The organism is Shewanella saliphila (assembly GCF_014648295.1).
Classification (GTDB): domain Bacteria; phylum Pseudomonadota; class Gammaproteobacteria; order Enterobacterales; family Shewanellaceae; genus Shewanella; species Shewanella saliphila.
Window position 1 is genome coordinate 23142 of sequence record NZ_BMQV01000010.1, and the last position, 15544, is coordinate 38685.

Here is a 15544-nt window from a genome sequence, read left to right on the forward strand (position 1 = left end):
TTTACCCCATGACACGCGCTAAACCTAGACCGAAAGGCCGATTATTAACAAACTAATGGCGAATAAATTTCAGCAGTGCGAACACTCGGTCAATATGCTTTTTGGCATAAAAAAATGAACCCACCAGGAGTTCATTTCTATAAAGCGTAAACCGCGTTAATTAGTACACTAAATTTTGAACTGGCCCACCAACTTAGCGAGGGTTTGCCCTTCGCTAGCGACATCTTTACAAGCACCCGACGCATCTTGGCTGGCGGCTAATAACGAGTTAACGATTTCTTGCACTGAGTTAACGTTGCGGTTAATTTCTTCAGTTACTGAGCTTTGCTCTGTTGCTGCAGTCGCAATCTGGGTACTCATATCATTAATGCTAGTGACTGAAGTGGTGACAGCACCTAGGCTTTCAGAGATAGCGCGTGACGACTCAACCGAGCTCAAACAGCTTGTTTGGCTTTCTTGCATGGTTTGCACGGCTTTAGTCACTAATTTATGCAGTTGCGATAGCATATCGTTAATTTCTACCGTGCTGCTTTGGGTACGGCTGGCGAGATTTCTCACTTCATCAGCTACGACCGCAAATCCACGTCCTTGCTCACCTGCACGAGCCGCTTCAATGGCTGCGTTTAACGCCAATAAGTTAGTTTGTTCAGCGATGCCGCCAATCACACTTAACACAGAATTGATTTTTTGTGATTGCTCACTTAACGATTTAACATCCTCAGCGGCATTATCAATTTGTTTCATTAAGTTAGACACTTCCGTTAGTGAAGTATCAACACACTCTTGCGCTTTAGTAACATCACCTGAGGCGGTATGCGTTGCATCGGCAACCATACTAGTATTGTGTGCCACATCATTTGCGGTGGCTGACATCTCAGTAATGGCGGTAACAATTTGGTCAATTTCATTATTGTGGCTATAAAGCTGTTCGGTCATTGACGCGGTTTGGCCACTGATACTCTGAGCACCGTGTTTGACTTTTTCAGTCGCACCGGCCACATCGCCGATAATGGTTTGCAGCTTATCAACAAATAAATTAAACGCACTGCCTAGCTGGCCAATTTCATCTTCGCTAGCCACATCTAAACGTTTGGTTAAGTCACCTTCACCTTTGGCAATATCATTAAGTGAATTAGCCATATTTTGGATAGGCACAACTAACTTGTGCGCCATAATGATCACTACAAATGCGGTAATGCCGGTTAAGCCAAGCGCCATCATTAAAAACATCAACGCTTTAGTGTTCATACGCTCCGCTTTTTCATCGTGAAACTTGGCAATAGATTGCTCGATATCATCAATATAGGCCCCAGTACCTAACATCCAGTTGGTATTAGGCACCATAATGGCATAGCCTAGTTTTTCGATTAACTTATCTGAGCCGGGCTTTTGATAATAATATGAAAAAATACCGTCGCCAGATTTAGCAGCATTTAATAACCCGACAATAATTTTAGTGCCGCTAGGGTCAGCCATATCAATTTTGTTTTGCCCTTCTAAATCAGGGATGGTCGCATGGAAAATGTTGACTCCAGCAGTGTCATAAATATAGAAATAACCAGCACTACCAAAGCGTAAATCGCGTAAGGCCTGGTTAACATTACCGTCGCTTCCGAGCGAAAGTTGATGTTCAACTACGCCTTGGGCAATTTCGGTTGCTTCAGCAAGTTGATTCTTTCTTTCCGCTATTAATTCGCCGCGAAATTGAGCAATATCATTTTTTAACGAGGTACCTTCATTAACATAAAACAGACTCAGTAATACCGCTAAAATTAGCGATAAAGGGATGAGCGACAACCCCAACAGTTTATTGCGTAAGGATGATTTCAGCATAGTTGAATCAACTCGTAATGTAATTGTAAATTAAGTATAGATGTTTATGATTTGCAACCAAACATTCTCAGCAAATAAAGTGACATACATCCCAAAATGACAAGAAATGAATAACCACTACAGCAAAGTGAGTACAGCTCCGATAACGGCAAATCCTAACACCAGCCACACAATACTGGGTTTAAAAATTTTCAACACACTAAAGCCTACAATCACCATTGCCATATCGAGCGGCATAATCACGGCACTGGTAAATACGGGTTGATAAAGCGCTGCAAGTAATAACCCCACAACGGCAGCATTGACTCCGGCTAACGCACCGGCAATGTGAGGGTGCTGGCTAATCGTGTGCCAACTTTTTAACCCCACCAGCATCAGTAAAAATCCCGGTAAAAAAATGGCTAAGGTCGCCACAATGGCACCCTGTATGGGAGACTCTAACCATAAATCTGCCCCTAAGAATGTTGCTAAGGTGAACATTGGCCCTGGGATAGCTTGCGCAAGTGCATAACCGGTTAAAAAGCGGTCGGGAGTAATGTAGTCGCCAACGCTTGCTTCAAGTAATGGCAGCACCACATGACCACCACCAAAAACCAAGCTACCGACTTGATAAAACTGGGCAAAAATTTGCCCTAAGCTATCATCATGGCCGATTAAATACAGTGACCCCACTAAGCCAAAAATAAATATGGCCAGCCAGCGATAATCAAGGGAGATAGGAGGAGTTTCTGGGGTCATGTTTTCACCGCGTGTCAGCAAGACCACTCCAGCAATGGCGGCGAAAATAAGCACGGCTATTTGAGTTAACATCGACGGCATAACTACGATAACAACCGCGGTTACGGCCATTAGCACCTTAGCGGTTTTACGCTGACAAAACTGATTAAACATTGATAACGTGGCATCAGCAACCACCACAACAGCCAACAATTTTAAACCATGAATAATGCCCTGCACTGAACTGTTCTCTAACCATTGCGCGCTGGTTACCGCAAACAAAAACAACAAGAGAAATGACGGTAAGGTAAAACCTAAAAACGCTGCGAGCCCGCCCAGTAAACCACCTTTATGGTAACCAATGGCAAAGCCGACTTGGCTTGAGCCCGGACCTGGCATAAATTGGCTTAAGGCAACAAAGCTGGCGTATTGCTTACCATCTAGCCATTGCAAATCATCAACAAATGCTTTTCTAAAATAACCAATATGCGCTGCAGGGCCGCCAAAACTGATTAAGCCTAATGCTAAAAAACGACTGAAGATTTGCCACATAGTCCTGAACCCTTATTGTACTGATAAGCAATTTTATGACATTTAAATGACAATTTCATGACCGCGCCACTGCTAACTTAGCGTCTTTCTAGCATCACTAATACTTCAAAATGGTCAGTATGCGCAAACATATCAAATAATTGCACTTTGGTGATTTGATAGCCTTCAATACTCGCCAAATCGCTCACTAACGTGTGAGGATTACAGCTCGAATACACAATAGCTTTGGGCGCAAATAAACTCAACGATTGACACAATGCCTCACCTAATCCTCGACGTGGTGGATTAACAATAATCAAATCCGGCTTGTCTTGATCGGCTTGACCTAGGGCAAATGTTGTTGAGTCCAGCGCACTAAAATCGACATTGGTTAGCCCTAGCTTTTCAGCTGATAGTTTAGCGCATTCAATCGCTTCCGCTTCAATCTCAATACCCGTTAGGCGTATGTGTTTATCGGCACAATGCAGACCAAAGCCCCCTACGCCGCAAAATAAATCCCAAATGTAGCTAGGGTTAAACGCTGCCACCCACTCGCGAGCGGTTTGATATAATTTGGCAGCCACCTCTGGATTGGTCTGAAAAAAGCTTTTAGGGCGAATAAACAGCGGCACATGATTAAATTGTTCTTCTAAACGAGTTACCTCTGTTAAAAAGATTTCTTGCTCGCCTTCCAATATCGCCATGTGTACAGGCTGTATATTGACAGACACTAACGCTATAGCAGGAAACTCCTGCAATAGCTGGGGCAATTCGCGTTCGATCCGAGCAATGACTTGTTCACTGCGCAGCACAAAACGCAACATAAACTGGCCGTGCTTTTGGCTACGAGTCAGTAAGATGTATTTCAATTCGCCTTTGGCTTTATCGACACGATAGGGTGGTAAACCAGCTTGCTGCACAAAACGCTCTAATCGATGCAGCAGAATTTGCATATCATGTGGATACAAGCTGCAATCACATAAGCTAACCGCCTCACCTTGTGGGTTAACCAAACCTAAAATAGGTTGATGCGCCGCGCCTAACACCACCATTTTGGCTTTATTGCGAAAACCAGACTCGGCACTCAATACCGGTGGTAACCATTTATCGACATTTAACTTGGCAAATAACTCAACAAGTTGCTGTTGTTTATTGGCAATTTGCTGCGCCATTGGTTGCTCAATATTACGACATGATAAACAATCACCACGTTGAAAATAGTCACACTTCACAACTTGTCGCCTCGCCAGAATTCAGCATGGCATATGCCTGATCGCACAGTATTTTCAACTGGGTTAGTTCTTCTACTGAACCACCCACTTTGCAAAACATTTGCTCTGGTACAGTCAATGCTTGTTGATGCAGCTGGCGACCTTGCTCTGTCACGTGCAATACTCGTACGCGCTCATCTAATTCACTGCGCCCACGGCTGACTAACTCTTTGGCCTCAAGGCGTTTAAGTAATGGTGTTAACGTACCAGAATCAAGATGGAGCTTTTCACCTAAAGTTTTCACGCTGATACCTGGCTCTTGCCAAAGCACCATCATCACTAAATATTGCGGATAAGTGAGTGATAACTCTTCGAGCAAAGGTCTATAGGCGCGGATCATGGCATTAGTCGCACTATATAATGAGAAACACACTTGGTTTTCAAGCGCTAATGGATTTTGGGCAGTTTTAGATCCGCTTACCATGGGGGTTTTAGTCGTCATAAGCTATACTCAATTAATAAATAAAAGTCGTAACACATCATTTAATCAATGGTTTTATTGTAACACATGTTGATTGTGCGCAATCTATATTGGTTATGATATTTTACTCAAGTTGTTACGACAAAAGCCGATAACTAAACATCATATGAATCTGAGGGGAAAACATGACTATCAGTGTGAATGCACCATCTTCGATGCCAACGACGATTGATTCAGGAAACAGCTTGAAAGTGGCTGTGATGGCAAAAGATCAACAAGAAGTTGAAGGCCAAATGGCACTACAGCTTATTGAAGCCGCAGCGCCAGCACCACAACCCGTTGGCAATAGCGGCCACAATATTAATACTACGGCATAGAAACATGATGCATAAAAAACCTAGCGATTAATGCTAGGTTTTTGTTTTTAAGGCAACTTAGAGGTTAATAGCGTAACCATTTCAGCGCATCGTTTTGTTCTTCAAAATACTTCATTTCTCCAGAAATAAACCAACTGCCCATTTTTGCAGCCCATTCATGCCAGCCTTTATTGCCCCATATGGCGACGCGTTCAAATTCAGACTGATGCTTTAATCCCAGCTTTAAATCATCCCAGGCGGCACGTAAATCCCAGCCCTCAAGTTCAGTAGCATCCAATAACAAACTGATTTTGGGTTGTTCGACTTGGCTAAGCGCGCCTTCAAGCATTGGCGTAATCACCAGATAATCCTCATGGGTTAGGGTACCCACGGCTTTAAGTGTCACAAAGAAAACATTCTCGATACGGTTTATGCCAATCGACAAACCATGTTTTTTAATACTCATACCCCACTCCTTAGTGATATAAAAAAACCGAGACTTATGTTTATATTTTAACCCCTTTAAAGGTAAAGAGTGTGCATAACTGCACAAAAAATGCTTAATTAATCATCAGGGTTGAGCTGAGCTAATGGTAAGTGCATTTTAGTCTTGAACCATCACCCGGCCATCATGTTCTGATAACAGAGAAAAGATCGCTGCAGCGAATATGGTCATCACACCAACGCTTAAAAAAGTCAGCTGAAACGCACTCAACACAGTCGCTTGTGTAGCGCTACCAACATCGGCACTAAAGCCGCCGAGCAACGCGCCAGCACATGCAACCCCCAAGCTTAACGATAACTGCCCTACTACTGATAATAAGCTATTGCCACTACTGGCATTTTCATCATCTAAATCAATCAGTGTTACCGCATTCATCGCAGTGAATTGCAGTGAGTTAATCGCACCTAAAATGGCCAATAAAGCCAGCAGCAACCAATATGGTGTTTGCTCGCTCACTAGGCCAATACTTGCCAACATAATGCCCAATGCGAGTGTGTTTGCGGTGAGCACCAATCGATAACCTAAGCGGTCTATAATTGGTCGAGCTAACGACTTAGCCAAAATGGCTGCAGCGGCCAAAGGTAACATGCTCATCCCAGCTTGAGACGGTGAGTAACCCAAAGCCACTTGCAATAATAACGGCACTAAAAAAGGCAATGCACCGCTACCCAGCCTTGCAAAGAGATTGCCAAATAACCCTATCGCAAATGTTCTGGTGTTGAATAAAGAAGGTGAAAATAATGGATTGGCGACACGCCCTGCTTGCAGCCAATAAGCAATCAAACATGCCATGCCAGCAAATAGCAGCAACATTACCCGTAAATGAGGTAAATGCAGCTCACCTAACCCTTCCATGGCAATGGTGATGAGCAGCATCGCCGCGCCAAATAACACAAAACCTAGGCTGTCAAAACGCGATTTTTGTTTACCACGTAAGTCGGGGATAAACTTAAAGGCGGCATAACATCCTACGAGTCCAACTGGCAGGTTAATTAAAAATATCCAATGCCAGGTTAAGTATTGCACCATCCAGCCGCCCATAGTTGGGCCAATCAATGGGCCGAGTAAACCTGGAATGGTAATAAAGCCCATAATCCGCACAAGCTCAGATCGCGGGTAAGCTCGTAGCACCACCAAGCGCCCTACCGGCAACATTAATGCGCCGCCGAGTCCTTGAACTACCCGCGCACCTATTAACATATCAAGTGAGTTAGATAATGCACACAGCAAGGAGCCGAAACTAAACAATACAATCGCACTAAAAAAGATCTTTTTGGTGCCAAAGCGATCGGCTATCCAGCCTGATGCAGGGATCAACAATGCCACCGTAAGCATGTAGGCAATAATAACCCCTTGCATGCGCAGCGGGTCTTCATTTAAGTCACGGGCCATTGCGGGCAAGGCGGTATTGAGAATAGTGCCATCCAACGACTGCATAAAAAACGCAATCGCCACCACCCAAGGTAATCCTCGGGCTGTCTTGTTATCAAGAATTTGGCTTTTGATCATCATCCCTCTTTATACCATTCCGCGTTCGTAAGTGATCTCTCAGCGAGAATTTAAAAGGGCTTAAACAAGGCGAATGACTGAATGAATAGTTATTCTCTTTCGAAGTCATGCAACGCAGTGTAAGCCCTTTTAAAACTCGCCTGCAAGGAATGCCCCAGCGGCTTTTGCTCTGCGTTCTCGCTATTTGAAAGGGAACAACCATTACTACATAGCGACGCCTTAATCAAAAACCGCTGGACGCATTCTGAGTGGTCACTTATTAATGCGTAATGGTATTACACATGAGCGTGGCGACCCCAAGCAGTGCAAAAATCAGCGCACAACCTCGGTGAATAAGTGCCATAGGTAACTTATTCGCACTAAAATGCCCCGCTAATACCACAGGTACATTGGCAATGAGCATGCCTAACGTAGTGCCAATAACCACCCAGATCAGCGATTGATACTTTGCCGCGAGCACCACAGTGGCGATTTGCGTTTTATCGCCTATTTCAGCAATAAAGAACAAAATAAACGTCGCGCCAAAAGCCCCGAGTTTATAAAAGCGATGATCATCATCGTCGATTTTATCTGGAATTAACACCCACAATGCAATGGCAAAAAAGCTAACAGCCACAATATAACGTGACCATTGAGGATCGAGCCAGCCTATCGCCCATTGCCCCAAATACGCAGCAATAAAATGATTAATTAAGGTGGCCAGTAAAATAGCACTAATAATGGCGGATTTATTGCTAAAACGGATAGCGAGTAACAATGCGAGTAATTGTGTTTTATCGCCGATTTCGGCAATTGCAACAGAAAAGGTTGAAGTGAGTAATGCGTCCAATATGAAATCCCAGGGGTAAATGACAACTAAGCACAAGCCGCCGCATACCCCTTGATGCAGTGATTGTGCTTAGGTCTCGCTGGGTAAACATCACCGATTAACAGTGTGTTACTGTCTGCACCATGGCATGAGGCCAAATATGTTGATACAGACACCTCGCATGCTACGTTTAGCAATACAAAGTTAGCTACTCCCCTAAAACTAGGCGCATTATAACGGCTTAGGCATTTTATTCAATCATCTGTTTTTACATTGGAAGTTTGGCTTAAAACACATAGCTAACCAACTAGCACTGCTGTAATGCTACGCTATTGCAAAAATAGCGTGTAAACCAGTTTGGTTTAATGTTGCGTAATTGTTTATAAACAGCGCTGATAGCCTTTAACTATCGAAGATCCTTGCCTGCCCTGTTACCCTTCTGCTAATGTCCGACACAAATAAAATAATAATTAAACAGGACATTGGCTGTGAATTTGAAAACCTTAGGTTCTATTTCGATTGTCGCGGGAACCGCGATTGGCGGCGGTATGCTCGCCTTACCTTTAGCCACTGCCGCATTAGGTATGACCCCCGCATTAATCTTATTAGTGGTCATTTGGGCTATTTCAGCCTACACCTCACTTCTTATGCTAGAAATTAACCTGCGCAGCGGTGTGGGCGATAACGTCCATGCCATCACCGGCAAAACATTAGGTAAAGTCGGGCAAATGATTCAAGGCGGCTCCTTTTTGAGCTTATTATTTGCCTTAACCATGGTCTATTTGATGGGCGGTTCATCGTTGCTTGAAACCCGCCTGCAACCAATAGGCATTGACATGAGCAATCAAGTCGCGGTGATTTTATTTACCGTATTTTTTGGTGGTTTGATTGCTATCGGCGTTAAATGGATTGATAAAATATCGCGTATTTTGTTTAGTGCCATGGTGCTGTTATTAGTTGTGGTCGTCAGCTTTTTATTACCCGATGTTAGCTTAATGACAGCATTAAATAATTATTCAACAACGGTTGCCTCGGGAAATGCCCTGCAACAACTTTGGTTAGCGGCTATTCCAGTCGTATTTACCTCATTTGGTTTTCACGTGTGTATTGCAACCATTGTGCGCTACCTTGATGGTGATGCTGTGACATTAAGAAAAGTGCTTCTGATTGGCTCAACCATCCCTTTGGTTTGTTACATTTTATGGTTACTAGTGACTCTAGGTTCATTAGGCGGTGAAGCCGTACATAGCTTTGGTGGTTCATTGCCTAAATTGGTGGCGGCATTACAAGGCCTTGCCCAATCTAGCATTATTAGCCAGGCCATCGATATCTTCGCTAACCTTGCATTAATCACCTCATTTTTAGGGGTCACCATGAGCCTCTTTGATTACGTCGCAGAATTAACCCGTGCCAAAGATGATGTTGCCGGACGGGCTAAAACCTGGTTAATCACTTTTGTACCGCCTCTGCTGTGTGCGCTTTATTATCCTGATGGTTTTTTTAAAGTGTTGGGGTTTGCTGCCATTCCACTCGTGGTAATGATCATCTTTTTACCGATAGCCATGGCATTAAAACAGCGCGCCCAACTTTTAGGGGGTTACCAAGTCTCTGGTGGTAAATTCGCGCTAGCCATTGCCGGATTATCAGGAGCCCTTATTGTGTTTGCACAACTGATGGTCGCACTGGGCTAATTCTGGTCTGTTAATGATTTGTAAGCGAGTTTTTCAGGCGCTACCATGAAGTGACAACTTTTGTTAAAGTCAGGCCTAGCCTGACTTTTTTGTTTATGGGCAACTAATAAAACCTAAATGGACTAATCAAAATGAAAAAATGGTTATTAACCGTCGCCATCGCCGCCAGTTTTGGAGCTTCGGCTGATGAAGGGATGTGGCAACCACATCAATTGCCTGCAATGGCTGACGAGCTAAAAGCAAAAGGGTTAGAGATAAGCGCAGACTCTATTTCAAAATTAACAGAGTTCCCAATGAATGCCGTGATCAGTCTAGGCGGTTGTACAGCATCATTTGTCTCTCCTAAAGGTTTGGTGGTTACCAACCATCACTGTGCTTATGGATCGATTCAGTACAACTCCACACCAGAAAAAAACCTGCTTAAAGACGGCTTTTTAGCCAAAACATATGCAGAAGAATTACCAGCCACACCTGGCTCGCGTATTTTTGTTACCGAAGACGTCACCAACGTGACAGACAAAGTGACTGCAGGCCAAATGGATAAAGTCGGCAATGACTTTTACAAAGGCATTGAGCTACAAGAAAAAGCTTTAGTCGCTGAGTGTGAAAAAGAAGATGGCTACCGCTGCCAGGTGTATAGCTTTCACGGCGGCTTAGAATACTACCTAGTAAAACAACTTGAAATTCGCGATGTGCGTTTAGCCTATAACCCAGCAGCCAGCGTGGGTAAATACGGCGGCGATATCGACAACTGGATGTGGCCACGCCATACCGGTGATTTCTCGTTTTACCGTGCTTATGTATCAAAAGATGGTAAGCCAGCCGACTTTAGTAAAGACAACGTTCCTTATGAGCCAAAAAGCTTTTTAAAAGTATCAGCCAAAGGCGTGAGTGATGGCGATTTTGTGATGGTGGCAGGCTACCCTGGTCGCACTAACCGTTATCGCACCGCAGATGAAGTGAACAATCAGTTTAATTGGTCATATCCTCATGCAAAAGAACTGCAAGAGACAATGATTGATATCATTAAAGACACCGCACCTGAAGGCAGCGACGAGCGTATCAAGTACGAAAGTTTAATTGCTGGCTTAGCTAACTATGCTAAAAACTTCACTTCGATGATTGAGTTTTATGGTAAATCAACCATGTTAGCCGATCGTCAAAAAGTGGAAAGCGACCTTGCAAACTGGATTAGCAAAGATAACAAACGCCAACAACACTATGGTGACACCCTAGCGAACCTAGAAAAACTGGTTGCTAAAAGCCAACAAAACCAAGAGCGTGACATTTTACTGGGTTATATTGGTTACACCACCATGGTCACCACTGCACGTAAATTATACCGCTTAGCAAACGAGAAAAACTTAGCCGATATGGCACGCGAGCCTGGTTATCAAGACCGCGACATGACTAACTTTACCTCAAGCATGGAGCGAATTGATCGCCGCTATGCTGCCAGTGTTGATAAAGCGTTATTAGCAGATTTACTGACTCGCTATGCTGCATTACCTGCAGAACAGCGCATTGCATCATTAGATAAAGCATTTGGTATTACCGATAAGTTTGACGCTAAAGCCTTAGCGAAAACACTCGACAAAATGTACGCCAAAACCAAGCTTGACGATAAAGACACGCGTTTAGCCTGGATGAATAAATCAGTTGCCGACTTTAAAGCGTCTAACGATCCCTTTATTCAATTTGCTGTACAAACCTATGATGCAGACATGGCACTCGAAAAAGCCGAAAAGCAGTTAAGCGGTGACTTAATGAAAGTGCGTCCACAATACATGGATGCCATCATTGCTTATAACCGTGAGCTAGGTAAGCCAGTTTACGCTGATGCAAATTCAAGCTTACGAGTGACTGTGGGCAACGTCAAAGGTTACTCGCCACAAGATGGATTACAGGCGGTACCCTTTACTCGCTTAGAAGGCTTATTAGCTAAAGACACTGGGGCAGATCCATTTGATGCACCGGCTAAGCAGCTTGAGCTGATTAAGCAAAAGCAATACGGCGATTACTACGTTAAAGCGATTGATTCAGTGCCGGTTAACTTTTTATCGACCCTTGACACCACCGGCGGTAACTCAGGTTCGCCAACATTAAATGGTCGTGCTGAACTCGTTGGTTTGTTGTTTGATGGTGTATACGAAAGCATTATTGGCGATTGGGGCTACGATGCTCAAAGCAATCGTTCAATTCAAGTTGATAGCCGCTACATGCTATGGGTGATGAAGTATTTAGACAATGCTGACAACCTATTAGCTGAAATGGATATCGCTAAATAACCCCTGCTTTAACTCAGTAACCTTAACTGAGTTGCTGTAAGCTCAATAACTCTGCGGCCGATACTGGCCGCATTGTTTTTTCTGGCAGATCATCTAAACACACCTCCATGAGTTTTGTTCTCTGTAAATCAATCACCTTAAAACCCAACGCCTGACACATGCGCCTTATTTGACGATTTAGCCCTTGAGTGAGCACAATTTCAAAGGTTGTTGAGTTAACTAATGCTATGGTGCATGGCCTTGTTTGCACCTTGGCATAACTCACCCCTTGTGCCATATCATTTAAAAACTCATCCGTGAGCGGTTTATCGACCTGGACGACATAGGTTTTGCTGTGATGAAACTCTGGATGCATTAAGGTTTGAGTGAGCTCGCCATCATTGGTTAACAGTAATAAACCACGCGAGTCTTTATCTAAACGCCCTGCGGGATACAACCTTGGGCTTGTAGGAAGTAAATGAAGTAAACTGTTGGGGTCGTTAATCAATAAACGGCAATCAATACCGACGGGCTTATGGTACAGCCAATATTGCTTTTCTTGTGGAGGTAAAACAGGTTGGCCATCAACACAGATATTAAGTGACGTTGAGCTATCGACCCTATCGCTATGGTTCGCCCGTTGCTGGTTTATGGTGACGTATCCACGCTCAATTAACCGTGAAGCCTGGCGGCGTGACGCAACACCACATAAGGCCAAATAATGACTAATGCGAACCAAAGGCATGGTCTAGAGCTACCCTTAAATTAAAAAACTAATAGTTTTCGAGCCACTTATAAACCACTTTTTGTTGAGTTTTAATGGCTTTCATCATGTGAAAACTCAAACAAACGCACCATAAAATATTGGCTTGTGTTAACGACCACATCGCTAAAGACACACCACAATACTGCGGCATGTAAGTTGAACATTCAGGAAAGTCGAGTAAATTCCAATTTAACAATTGCAATAACAAACCACCACTTATCAACGCCATAATAGTGAACGCCAGCATGCGCTTATTCATAGTACTGCCGGGTTTAAAGTAATCTAAAACACAGACACAATGCAGTACAATTGAACTGAATAAATACAAGGTAGACACTTTACGGTGAATATCTAAAAAGTTAATCGGAAACACGCCCATCAAAATAATGCTCGCACCGACAATGCCGCCCATCATCGCCAGGTATCGGCTGAGTCCGTCTTGATAGGTATGAAATACTGCGACCATCGATAGCAACAAGCAAGAGCCACCAGCCAACAACGACAAATTAAACACGACCGCCAGCGGTGAGTTCATGTAATCGCCCAAAGTGTCAGGACGGATCATCAGCATATCAACGCTGATCCCGCCGGCTTCAGCCAGCAATGCACTGCCAACACCAAATGAGCAAATCACTGCGGTGGCTAAAGACATCAACACGATCACTAGGTGCAAATCGTAATTTCGAATTCTAGATATCACTTGATATTGATCATGCTTATGCCAAAAAAAGGAGGCAAATATTAACCTGTTAACGACTAAATTTAAAGCAAATAACAACATGCCCAACCGTTTAGGGTTGGGCATGTTTGTATCAATCATAAAATGGGGCTTGTTGGCTTATTAAGTTCGCTTACGCAAAATCACAATAGCCACTGCAGTAACGGCTAACACCATGCAATACCACGCGTTTGATATTGCTGTTAATGGGCTAATGGTAAATACCGATGCAATCAGTAATGCTTGCGCGCCGTGTGGAATTAACCCCTGGATAATACAAGCAAAAATATCCAAAATGCTGGCGGCACGCTTAGGGCTAACACCGTGTTTTTGGGCTAACTCTTTAGCAATATCACCAGTAACCACAATCGATACCGTATTGTTTGCAACACAAGTATTGGTTGCGGCAACTATAGTCGCCATACCTAATTCAGCTGCGCGGCTTGATGCTTCACCATTGGCTTTTGAAAAACGACCAATCAGTTTTTCAATAATACGGCTTACAAAGGTCAATCCACCTTGTTGCTGCATTAACGCGGCTAAACCACCCACTAACATCGACAGAATAAAAATTTCCTGCATGTTAGTAAAACCAGTGTAAATATCATTACCCATTTGGATCACGGTATATTCGGAGGTAAATACCCCTGTAGCACCGGCAAGCACAATGCCTAAAGACAACACCACAAATACGTTAAGCCCCGCAACAGCAAGCACTAAAATCGTTAAATAAGGGACCACTTTTAAGATATCGATATCTTGCGCTGCAATATCAGCCTGACCTTGGCCAGACAAAGCAAATAGCACTAAGGTGATGATTGAAGCAGGAATAGAAAACACTAGGTTTTCACGAAACTTGTCTTTCATTTCACAACCTTGCGTACGAGTTGCCGCAATAGTGGTATCTGAAATAATCGATAAGTTATCACCAAATAATGCGCCCGACATTACCGCGCCCGCCATTAATGCGTAATCAATTTGAGCCTGATCTGCAACACCTAACGCGACTGGTGCAACCGCAGCAATGGTGCCCATTGAGGTCCCCATTGACGTGGCAATAAATGCGGCAATCACAAAAAAGCCTGGCAATAATAAATTAGACGGGATAAACGATAAGCCTAAAGCGACGGTAGCATCGACGCCCCCCGTTGCTTTAGCGACTGCAGCAAAAGCCCCCGCTAGCAAATAGATTAAACACATGGCAATGATATTGCTGTGGCCAATGCCTTCAATAAACGTTTCAATTGCTTGGTTGATGTGTTGCTTAGATAACAATATGGCCAATACAATGGCCGGCAAAATGGCGATGACGCTCGATAATTGATAAAACGCATAATCAACACCTTGGCTTTGAAAATATAAGCCAGCGCCAATAAATAAACCTAAAAATACAAATAACGGTAATAACGCCACAAACGAAGCAGGACTTTTTGCGACGCTCGTGGGTGATTGAATTGGTGTGCTCAAAGTAATCTCTCTTTATCTTAACGATTTGGGGTTGTCGGATGAGAAAAGCGAGTACGACACAATCTCGGTCATCGGTATTATCTAGTGGCTCAGGGGCACAAACTAAATATTGCAGTCACATCTTAACAAGTTGCGCCAAGAATAAGAGAACTTATTAGTCATGTCAATCTAGACGTCTAGACTTCTTTGCCTCTAGGGTGACATTTATAATTAAGATGACAAACTTTTACAAAATTTAATCAAATTCTCTCATTAATCTCACTCAAACTTGATTTAAGTTAACACTAACCTAATGCCGATTTGCTAACCTGACAAGAGTTCATCGATAAAAATAAGGTGAAGCTATGTTACGTAAGCCAGACAGAATGACAGCGATGAAACAACTCATCTCTCAAGTAAAAGTCAACTTCCCACTTGACCAGCCTGATATCTTTCGCTGCGGGCCAAACAATACGTGTATCGGTTGCCCTAAAAAACTATTGGATTTAGTCGACGCAGAAATCAATTATTGGGAAGCAGCCATGGCTCAAGGGGTTAGCCCTTCACTCGGTGACATAAGCCGTTTTGCCAAAATGTGCACTAACGTTAACCGTGGTTTAAAACGAAATAATGTTCCAACTCAGCATTAGCTGGCATAAAAAAGCCCACTTAAGCGTGGGCTAATCAGCATAATGACGTTATGAC

General features: G+C 43.5%; 14 protein-coding genes. 4 read left to right on the forward strand and 10 right to left on the reverse strand.

Going from position 1 to position 15544, the window contains the following annotated elements; all coding sequences use genetic code 11:
• Positions 1-168: 168 nt before the first annotated feature.
• From IEY48_RS07030 to ohrR, 4 genes are all read right to left on the reverse strand, one after another.
• Positions 169-1833 carry a methyl-accepting chemotaxis protein gene (locus IEY48_RS07030; protein ID WP_188918670.1) on the reverse strand — a complete coding sequence of 555 codons (1665 nt, stop codon included), beginning with the start codon at positions 1831-1833 and terminating at the stop codon, positions 169-171.
• Positions 1834-1950: 117 nt separating this feature from the next.
• The gene (gene chrA / locus IEY48_RS07035; RefSeq protein ID WP_188918672.1) at positions 1951-3102 is read right to left on the reverse strand and encodes a chromate efflux transporter; all 1152 of its coding nucleotides are present in this window, start codon (positions 3100-3102) and stop codon (positions 1951-1953) included.
• Positions 3103-3179: 77 nt separating this feature from the next.
• A complete protein-coding gene (gene rlmC / locus IEY48_RS07040; protein WP_229786354.1) occupies positions 3180-4334 on the reverse strand; it encodes a 23S rRNA (uracil(747)-C(5))-methyltransferase RlmC in 1155 nt (384 codons plus the stop codon).
• Entirely contained in the window at positions 4303-4794 is a 492-nt protein-coding gene (gene ohrR, locus IEY48_RS07045) for a transcriptional regulator OhrR (protein WP_188918677.1), read from the reverse strand. The genes rlmC and ohrR overlap by 32 nt, the downstream gene beginning before the upstream one ends.
• Positions 4795-4958: 164 nt before the next feature.
• On the opposite strand from ohrR, the gene IEY48_RS07050 reads away from it, so the two are divergent.
• Positions 4959-5150 (forward strand): cytoplasmic protein, encoded by a 192-nt coding sequence (locus IEY48_RS07050; protein ID WP_188918679.1) that lies wholly within the window; start codon positions 4959-4961, stop codon positions 5148-5150.
• A gap of 64 nt (positions 5151-5214) precedes the next feature.
• Here the strand turns inward: IEY48_RS07050 and IEY48_RS07055 are convergent, their stop codons facing one another.
• From IEY48_RS07055 to IEY48_RS07065, 3 genes are all read right to left on the reverse strand, one after another.
• A complete protein-coding gene (locus IEY48_RS07055; protein ID WP_188918681.1) occupies positions 5215-5595 on the reverse strand; it encodes a SpoIIAA family protein in 381 nt (126 codons plus the stop codon).
• 138 nt (positions 5596-5733) lie between these two features.
• A complete protein-coding gene (gene mdtD, locus IEY48_RS07060) occupies positions 5734-7146 on the reverse strand; it encodes a multidrug transporter subunit MdtD (RefSeq protein WP_229786352.1) in 1413 nt (470 codons plus the stop codon).
• A 256-nt stretch (positions 7147-7402) separates the two neighbouring features.
• On the reverse strand, positions 7403-7972 hold the full coding sequence (locus tag IEY48_RS07065; RefSeq protein WP_188918683.1) for a TMEM165/GDT1 family protein: 570 nt from the start codon (positions 7970-7972) through the stop codon (positions 7403-7405).
• Positions 7973-8439: 467 nt separating this feature from the next.
• Between IEY48_RS07065 and IEY48_RS07070 the strand changes: the two genes are divergently transcribed.
• A complete protein-coding gene (locus IEY48_RS07070) occupies positions 8440-9642 on the forward strand; it encodes an aromatic amino acid transport family protein (RefSeq protein WP_188918685.1) in 1203 nt (400 codons plus the stop codon).
• A gap of 131 nt (positions 9643-9773) precedes the next feature.
• Positions 9774-11930 carry a S46 family peptidase gene (locus tag IEY48_RS07075; protein WP_188918687.1) on the forward strand — a complete coding sequence of 719 codons (2157 nt, stop codon included), beginning with the start codon at positions 9774-9776 and terminating at the stop codon, positions 11928-11930.
• 22 nt (positions 11931-11952) lie between these two features.
• Here IEY48_RS07075 and IEY48_RS07080 read toward each other — a convergent pair whose 3' ends face one another.
• The 3 genes from IEY48_RS07080 to IEY48_RS07090 all read right to left on the reverse strand — a co-directional run bounded on the left by IEY48_RS07080 (position 11953) and on the right by IEY48_RS07090 (position 14860).
• Complete coding sequence (locus IEY48_RS07080) at positions 11953-12654, reverse strand: 23S rRNA pseudouridine(2604) synthase RluF (RefSeq protein WP_188918688.1); 702 nt, start codon at positions 12652-12654, stop codon at positions 11953-11955.
• A 28-nt stretch (positions 12655-12682) separates the two neighbouring features.
• Complete coding sequence (locus IEY48_RS07085) at positions 12683-13327, reverse strand: DUF998 domain-containing protein (protein ID WP_188918690.1); 645 nt, start codon at positions 13325-13327, stop codon at positions 12683-12685.
• Positions 13328-13516: 189 nt separating this feature from the next.
• Entirely contained in the window at positions 13517-14860 is a 1344-nt protein-coding gene (locus IEY48_RS07090) for a Na+/H+ antiporter NhaC family protein (RefSeq protein WP_283106212.1), read from the reverse strand.
• Between the two features lie 344 nt (positions 14861-15204).
• Here IEY48_RS07090 and IEY48_RS07095 point away from each other — a divergent pair, with 344 nt between their 5' ends.
• On the forward strand, positions 15205-15489 hold the full coding sequence (locus IEY48_RS07095; RefSeq protein WP_188918692.1) for a hypothetical protein: 285 nt from the start codon (positions 15205-15207) through the stop codon (positions 15487-15489).
• Positions 15490-15544: the final 55 nt, after the last annotated feature.